We start from the raw sequence: 6390 nt of genomic DNA, 5'->3' as shown, positions 1-6390 counted from the left end.
GGCCCCGCCCCCCGGCTCGCCGCCCCGGACCGCAACACCCACCCCCCCCCGGGGTCCCCCCCCCACCACGGCCGCCGCCCCCGCCCCCCCCCCCACCCCACACCCGAGTCTGTCGGTGGGGCCTACTGCCCCTGTTCGTCACGGCGGCGCTGCCACCGTTCCTCGATACGGGTCATCATCGACCGACGCTGCCGGTTCTGCCCTTGGGGCGAACCGCCTGCACTACCGGAGGCGGGCTGCTCACCAGGCTTGGGTGCCTTGCGCCAACCGGTGACCACGAGCACCGTACAGCCCAGCATGACGAGGAATCCCACCACGCTGACCCACAGTACGTTCGGCACGATCACACCGGTCATGAGGAGCGCGACACCGACCACAATGCCTGCGACTGCCTGGTAGACCCGTCGCCGGGTGTACGTGCGCAGTCCGCTTCCCTCAAGCGCTGTAGCGAATTTGGGATCTTCGGCGTACAGCGCTCGCTCCATCTGCTCGAGCATTCGCTGCTCGTGCTCCGAGAGCGGCACGGGAGTCCTCCTCATCCGTCGGTCGCGGGTGTAGCGACCAGGGGTCCCCTTCAGGATAGGCGGGGAATCGCCCCCGTGATACCCGCCCTCTACGCCACGTTCTAAAACACTGCCCGTAAAAAGTACCGCTTGGGGAATGCTCAGCGCCGTTGTGAACGGCCCACTGAAGGCGTTATTCCCCAGAGGTCCGCTCGGCATGCCGGGCGCTGACCCCGATCATACGGGTCACGACGCCGGTTCGGAGGGTGAGTGGCTCACCGCGTTCCAGGAAGCTCCGCAGATCAGGCGGGCTTCTCGCCGAGAACGTGCAGCTGCGTGGCGACCGCGTGGAACGCGGGGAGCTCGGCGACGGCCTCCTCCAGCCGCAGCAGGGCCTCGGCGGCGCCCGGCTCGGTGTCGACCAGAACGCCCGGGACGAGGTCGGCGAAGACCCGGACCCCGTGCACGGCGCCCACGGCCAGACCGGCCTCGGACACCAGGGCGGAGAGCTGCTCGGCGGTGAAGCGGCGCGGTACCGGGTCGCCCGCGCCCCACCGTCCGGCCGGGTCGGTCAGGGCAGTACGGGCCTCCGTGAAGTGCCCGGCCAGGGCGCGGGCCAGGACGGCCCCGCCGAGTCCGGCGCCGAGCAGGCTGAGGATGCCGCCGGGGCGCAGGGCGGCCACGGCGTTGGCCACGCCCTCGGCCGGGTCGTCCACGTACTCCAGGACGCCGTGGCAGATCACCACGTCGTAGGAATCGCGCTCGACGACATCGAGCAGGCCCTGGGCGTCGCCCTGCACCCCGCGGACCAGATCGGCCAGGCCGGCTTCGGCGACCCGGCGCTCCAGCCCGAACAGTGCGTTGGGGCTCGGGTCGACCACGGTGACCCGGTGGCCGAGGTGGGCCACCGGCACGGCGAACTTTCCGGTGCCGCCACCCGTGTCGAGCACGTCCAGCACGTCCCGCCCGGTCGCCTTCACCCGGCGGTCGAGCGCCTCCTTGAGGACCTCCCACACCACGGCGGTGCGGAGGGAGGTGCGGGGGCGGGAAGTGTCCGACACGGCTGATGGCTCCTCGGCACGTTGGTGAGCGGTCGCTGCCCACCCTATTGCCTCAGGCTGCCGGGCAGGTCATCCCGCGTCCGGGCGCTCCGCACGCGGCAGCGGCAGACCCTGGGCCGGGCCCGCCGGAGCCGGCGGGCGGAGCGCGAGCATCCGCTCCACCAGACGCACGAACATCGCGACGGCACGCACCAGATCGTCCGCGTCCCGGCCGGTGGCCGCACCCGCTATCCCGGCCTCCGCCCGCGCCCGGCGGGCCGCGCCGGAGGCGAAGAGCGCGCTCCACTCGGTCAGTTCGGGCGCTATCTCCGGGAGCACCTCCCACGCGCTGCGGATGCGCGGCCTGCGCCGCGGGTGCACGGGCTCGGGCCGCCCGCGCGCGGCGAGCACGGCCGCGGCGGCGCGCAGCGCGGCCAGATGGGCGGTGGCGTACTGCTCGTTGGGCCGGGTCAGCCGGGCGGCTTCGGCCAGGCCCTCGTGGGCCTTGGCGAGCAGGTCGAGGGCGGCGGGCGGTGCCGTCGACTTCCGGGGGACAGGGTGGACAGGGGACGGGGACGGTGTGGCCATGACGAACCTCCTGTCGTTGCGTGCGCTGAGCGCTGCCTGGTGTGGCTCCTACGGGTCGAGCTGTTCTCTTGCGTGTCCCCATCGTGACGGCCCCCACTGACAATCGCGCTGACCTGCACTTTTGTCCCCCATTTCGGGATCGCGGACGGGCAACTGCCGCCCTGTGCGCAGCGGATGCGGCCGGAGATGCTAGTTTTTGAACTGACTGGTCAGTTCAAAAGGAGGGGGAGGGCGTGGACAGCCCGCACGGCGCGGCCGTCAAAGCCGAGGACTTCGGAGTCAAGGGCCCGCGCGGCTGGGTGTTCCGGGGAGTCGCGGTCGACGCGGCGCCCGGTTCGCTCATCGCGGTCGAAGGCCCCTCAGGCAGCGGGCGGACCTGCCTGCTCCTCGCCCTCACCGGCCGGATGAAGCCCACCGAGGGATACGCCGAGATCGGCCGCCACCGGCTGCCGAAGAAGATGGCCGCGGTCCGCCGCATCGCCGCCCTCGGCCCGGTCCCCGGGGTCAACGACCTCGACCAGGCCCTCACCGTCGCCGAGCAGCTGCGCGAGGGAGCCCTCCTCCAGCGCCGCTACGACGGTCCCGTCCGCGCCCTGCTGCGCCCGCGCGGCGAGCGCCGCGCCTCCGCCGCGGCCCGGATCGACGCCGCGCTGGCCGACGCCGGACTGGACCTCGACACCCTGCCGAAGGGGCCGCGCACCTCCGTACGGGACCTGGAACGGCTGGAATCCGTACGGCTGTCGGTGGCCATCGCGCTGCTCGGCTCGCCCCGCCTGCTGGCCCTGGACGACCTGGACCTCAAGCTCTCGGACGCCGAGCGCGCCGAGGCCTGGGACCTGCTGCGCTCCCTCGCCGCCCGCGGGACCACGGTGCTCGCGGTGTGCAGCGAGGCCCCGGCCGACGTGACGGTCCTGCGCACCGCCCCGGCGGCGGAACCGTCGGACGCCGCCGAGTCCGACGCCGCGGACTCGGGCGCCGCGGACTCGGGCGCCGCCGAGTCCGACTCCGACGTCCCCGACTCCGACGTCGCCGACTCCAAGTCCGACTCCGACGTCGCCGACTCCGACGCCGACGTCGCGGCCACCGCCGACGAAGCCGCCACCACGGACGCCGCCGCCCACGACACGGACGCCGCCCACGCCACGCACGACACGAAGGGGGACGACGATGCGCTCGCCGAAGCTCGCCGCGCTTGAGCTGAAGCGGTTCGGGCGGGGGAAGCTGCCCCGGGCCGCCCTCGTCGCGCTGCTCCTGCTGCCGCTGCTCTACGGAGCCCTGTACCTCTGGTCCTTCTGGGACCCGTACAGCCGCCTCGACAAGGTGCCGGTCGCCCTCGTCAACTCCGACCGGGGCGCCACCGTCGACGGGAAGCAGATCGACGCCGGCGGCGAGATCGCCCGCAAGCTGCACGACAGCAAGACCTTCGACTGGCGCGAGGTGAGCGCCGCGGAGGCGGCCGAGGGGCTGGAGAACGGCACGTACTACCTCTCCCTCACCATGCCCGCCGACTTCAGCGCGAAGATCGCCTCCAGCTCCGGCGAGGACCCCGCCACCGGGGCCCTCCAGGTCCGCACCAACGACGCGAACAACTACATCGTCGGCTCGATCTCGCGCACCGTCTTCTCCGAGGTCCGCTCGGCGGCGTCCACCAACGCCTCCCGCGGCTTCCTCGACAAGATCTTCGTGAACTTCTCCGACCTCCACGACAAGACCGCCGAGGCCGCGGACGGAGCAGACAAGCTCACGGACGGGGCGGGCAAGGCGCAGAAGGGCGCCAAGGACCTCGCCGACGGCCTGGACACGGCGAAGGAGAAGAACGGCGAGCTCACCGGCGGGCTGAAGAAGCTGAACGGGGCCGCCGGACAGCTGGAAACGGGTACGAAGAACATCGCGGACGGCACCCAGAAGCTCGCCGACAAGGTCGGTGGCGCCGCCGACAAGGCCCGGCCCTTCCTCAAGGACCCCAAGAGCCTCGCGGACAGCGCCGAACTCGTCGCCGACACCGCCAAGGTCGTCAACAACCACCTCGAAGCCTTCGCCAAGGCGGCTCCGGCCGCCGCCACCGTCACCCAGCGCGTCTCCACCGGCGCAGCCGAGGTCTACGCGAAGACCTGCACCACCGGTGCCAAGCCGGTCCCCGACACCTGCCCGCAGCTGAAGAAGCTCAAGGACGACGCCGCCGAAGCCGCCGAACTCGCCGGTGACGTCGACACCCTGATCAAGGACGCGGGCGGCGACCTCGCCACCCTCCACAAGCAGCTCACCGACCTGGAGCGCGAAGCCCGCCTCCTCGTCACGAGGGCCCCCGGCCTCTCCGCGGACCTCGAAGCGGCGGTCACCCAGGTCAACGCCCTCAACGACGGCGCCCACAAGGTCTCCGACGGCATGGCCCGACTGCACACCGGCATCGGCTCCGCCACCAAGGGATCCGGCGAACTCGGTACGGGCGTCGGCAAGCTCGGCGACGGCGCGCACGACCTCGACGGCGGCCTGGTCAAGCTCGTCGACGGCAACGGCGAACTCGCCGGCGGCCTGCACGACGGCGCGGGCAAGATCCCGTCGTACGACCAGCAGCAGCGCGACGCCCGGACCGAGGTCATGGCCGACCCGGTACGGCTCGCCAACCAGTCCCTGCACAAGGCGCCCAACTACGGCACCGGCTTCGCCCCGTACTTCATCCCGCTCTCGCTGTGGGTCGGCGCGATGGTCGCCTACATGCTGATCGCACCCCTGAACCGCAGGGCCCTCGCCGCCGGAGCCTCGCCCTGGCGGATCGCCCTCGCGGGCTGGCTGCCCGTGGCCGGAATCGGCGCCGCGCAGGTGGGCGCACTGATGTCCGTACTGCATTGGGGACTCGGCCTGCAGATGGCCCGGCCGGCGCTCACCGTCGGCTTCCTGATGCTGGTCACCGCCTGCTTCGCCGCGATCGTCCAGTGGCTCAACGCCAAGTTCGGAGCGGCCGGCCGGATCCTGGTCCTGGCCGTCCTCATGCTCCAACTGACCTCGGCGGGCGGCACCTACCCCGTCCAGACCAGCCCCGGCTTCTTCAACGCCATCCACCCCTACCTGCCGATGTCGTACGTGGTCGAGAGCCTGCGCCGGCTCATCACCGGCGGCGACCTCGCCCCGGTCTGGCAGGGCTGCGTGGTCCTCACGGCCTTCACGGCCGGCGCCCTCGCCCTCACCGCCCTCGCCGCCCGCGGCAAGCAGGTGTGGACGATGGACCGGCTGCGGCCGGAACTGAGCCTGTAGCCCGAAGGAACAGGTTGACCTGTGAGAATCAGCGCCATGGAAAGCAGCAGCACCGGTACGGCCGGGGGCGGCGGCCGCCGCCAGGCCACGCGGCAGAAGCTCTACGAAGCGGCCGTCACCCTCATCGCGGAGCAGGGTTTCTCCGCGACGACGGTCGACGAGATCGCCGAGCGTGCGGGCGTGGCGAAGGGCACCGTCTACTACAACTTCGCCAGCAAGAACGACCTCTTCGAGGAGCTGCTGCGGCACGGCGTCGGCCTCCTGACCGAGTCCCTGCGGACGGCGGCGGAATCGACCGAGGCCCGGGGCGGGACGCGGGTCGAGGCGCTCGACGAGATGATCCGGGCCGGACTGGTCTTCATCGACCGGTACCCCGCCTTCACCCAGCTCTACGTCGCCGAGCTGTGGCGCACCAACCGGACCTGGCAGTCCACGCTGATGGTCGTCCGGCGGGAGGCCGTCGCCGTCGTCGAGACGGTGCTCCGCGAAGGCGTGGAACGGGGTGAGCTCAGTGCGGAGATCGACGTCCCGCTGACGGCCGCGGCGCTGGTGGGCATGGTGCTGGTGGCGGCCCTGGACTGGCAGTCCTTCCAGAGCGAGCGGTCGCTTGACGACGTGCACTCGGCGCTGTCGCTGCTGTTGCGGGGCCGGGTGAGCGGGAACCGCTGACGGGTGCCGTGGTGGCCGCTGCCCTTGTGGCACGTGCCCCCCGATCGGCGGTGCCGCGGGGGCGGTGGGGCCGCGTAGAACTGGTGGGGCGGGTGAGTACCCGTACCTAGGCGCGGAAATGAGTATCCGCGCGGATGGGGCGCGGGGTGCGTCGACGCCAGACTGGGGGCTACGGACAGGGACCCGGGCCGGACCGCCGACACGGGGCGGCAGGTGCGGACCGGGTCTCTCTGGCCGATGGGGTGGGAAACACGGCCGAGGCCGGGGCTCGGGGGGATCGAGCCCCCGGCGCCGGGCGCGGCCGGTGCGGGGTCCGGGGGAGGGCCGCGGGGCGGCCC

6 protein-coding genes are annotated in these 6390 nt (G+C 72.4%); 3 read left to right on the top strand and 3 right to left on the bottom strand.

Annotated elements, in window-relative coordinates:
• Positions 1-122: 122 nt before the first annotated feature.
• The 3 genes from ABZY57_RS31640 to ABZY57_RS31630 all read right to left on the bottom strand — a co-directional run bounded on the left by ABZY57_RS31640 (position 123) and on the right by ABZY57_RS31630 (position 2131).
• Positions 123-524, bottom strand: a complete 402-nt coding sequence (locus ABZY57_RS31640) for a DUF3040 domain-containing protein (protein ID WP_356517811.1) — start codon at positions 522-524, stop codon at positions 123-125.
• A 281-nt stretch (positions 525-805) separates the two neighbouring features.
• A complete protein-coding gene (locus tag ABZY57_RS31635; protein ID WP_356517809.1) occupies positions 806-1564 on the bottom strand; it encodes a methyltransferase in 759 nt (252 codons plus the stop codon).
• A gap of 69 nt (positions 1565-1633) precedes the next feature.
• The gene (locus ABZY57_RS31630; RefSeq protein WP_356517807.1) at positions 1634-2131 is read right to left on the bottom strand and encodes an SAV_6107 family HEPN domain-containing protein; all 498 of its coding nucleotides are present in this window, start codon (positions 2129-2131) and stop codon (positions 1634-1636) included.
• A 233-nt stretch (positions 2132-2364) separates the two neighbouring features.
• On the opposite strand from ABZY57_RS31630, the gene ABZY57_RS31625 reads away from it, so the two are divergent.
• Genes ABZY57_RS31625 through ABZY57_RS31615 form a run of 3 tightly spaced genes read left to right on the top strand, consistent with a single transcriptional unit; the run spans position 2365 to position 6052 of the window.
• Positions 2365-3327: an ATP-binding cassette domain-containing protein gene (locus ABZY57_RS31625; protein ID WP_356517805.1), complete on the top strand. Its 963-nt coding sequence runs from the start codon at positions 2365-2367 to the stop codon at positions 3325-3327.
• Entirely contained in the window at positions 3299-5383 is a 2085-nt protein-coding gene (locus ABZY57_RS31620; protein WP_356517803.1) for a YhgE/Pip domain-containing protein, read from the top strand. Before ABZY57_RS31625 ends, ABZY57_RS31620 begins: the two co-directional genes overlap by 29 nt.
• 21 nt (positions 5384-5404) lie before the next feature.
• Positions 5405-6052 carry a helix-turn-helix domain-containing protein gene (locus tag ABZY57_RS31615; protein WP_327252318.1) on the top strand — a complete coding sequence of 216 codons (648 nt, stop codon included), beginning with the start codon at positions 5405-5407 and terminating at the stop codon, positions 6050-6052.
• Positions 6053-6390: the final 338 nt, after the last annotated feature.

Origin of the sequence: Streptomyces sp. NPDC006450, from assembly GCF_040612195.1 — a bacterium.
Taxonomy (GTDB): Bacteria; Actinomycetota; Actinomycetes; order Streptomycetales; family Streptomycetaceae; genus Streptomyces.
Note: the sequence above shows the minus strand (reverse complement) of the source record. Positions and strands in the feature narration are given on the sequence as shown.

Excerpts from the sequence above, each read along its gene's own strand:
- ABZY57_RS31630 (WP_356517807.1), bottom strand. The coding sequence starts at position 2,131 with ATGGCCACACCGTCCCCGTCCCCTGTCCACCCTGTCCCCCGGAAGTCG.
- ABZY57_RS31620 (WP_356517803.1), top strand. The coding sequence starts at position 3,299 with ATGCGCTCGCCGAAGCTCGCCGCGCTTGAGCTGAAGCGGTTCGGGCGG.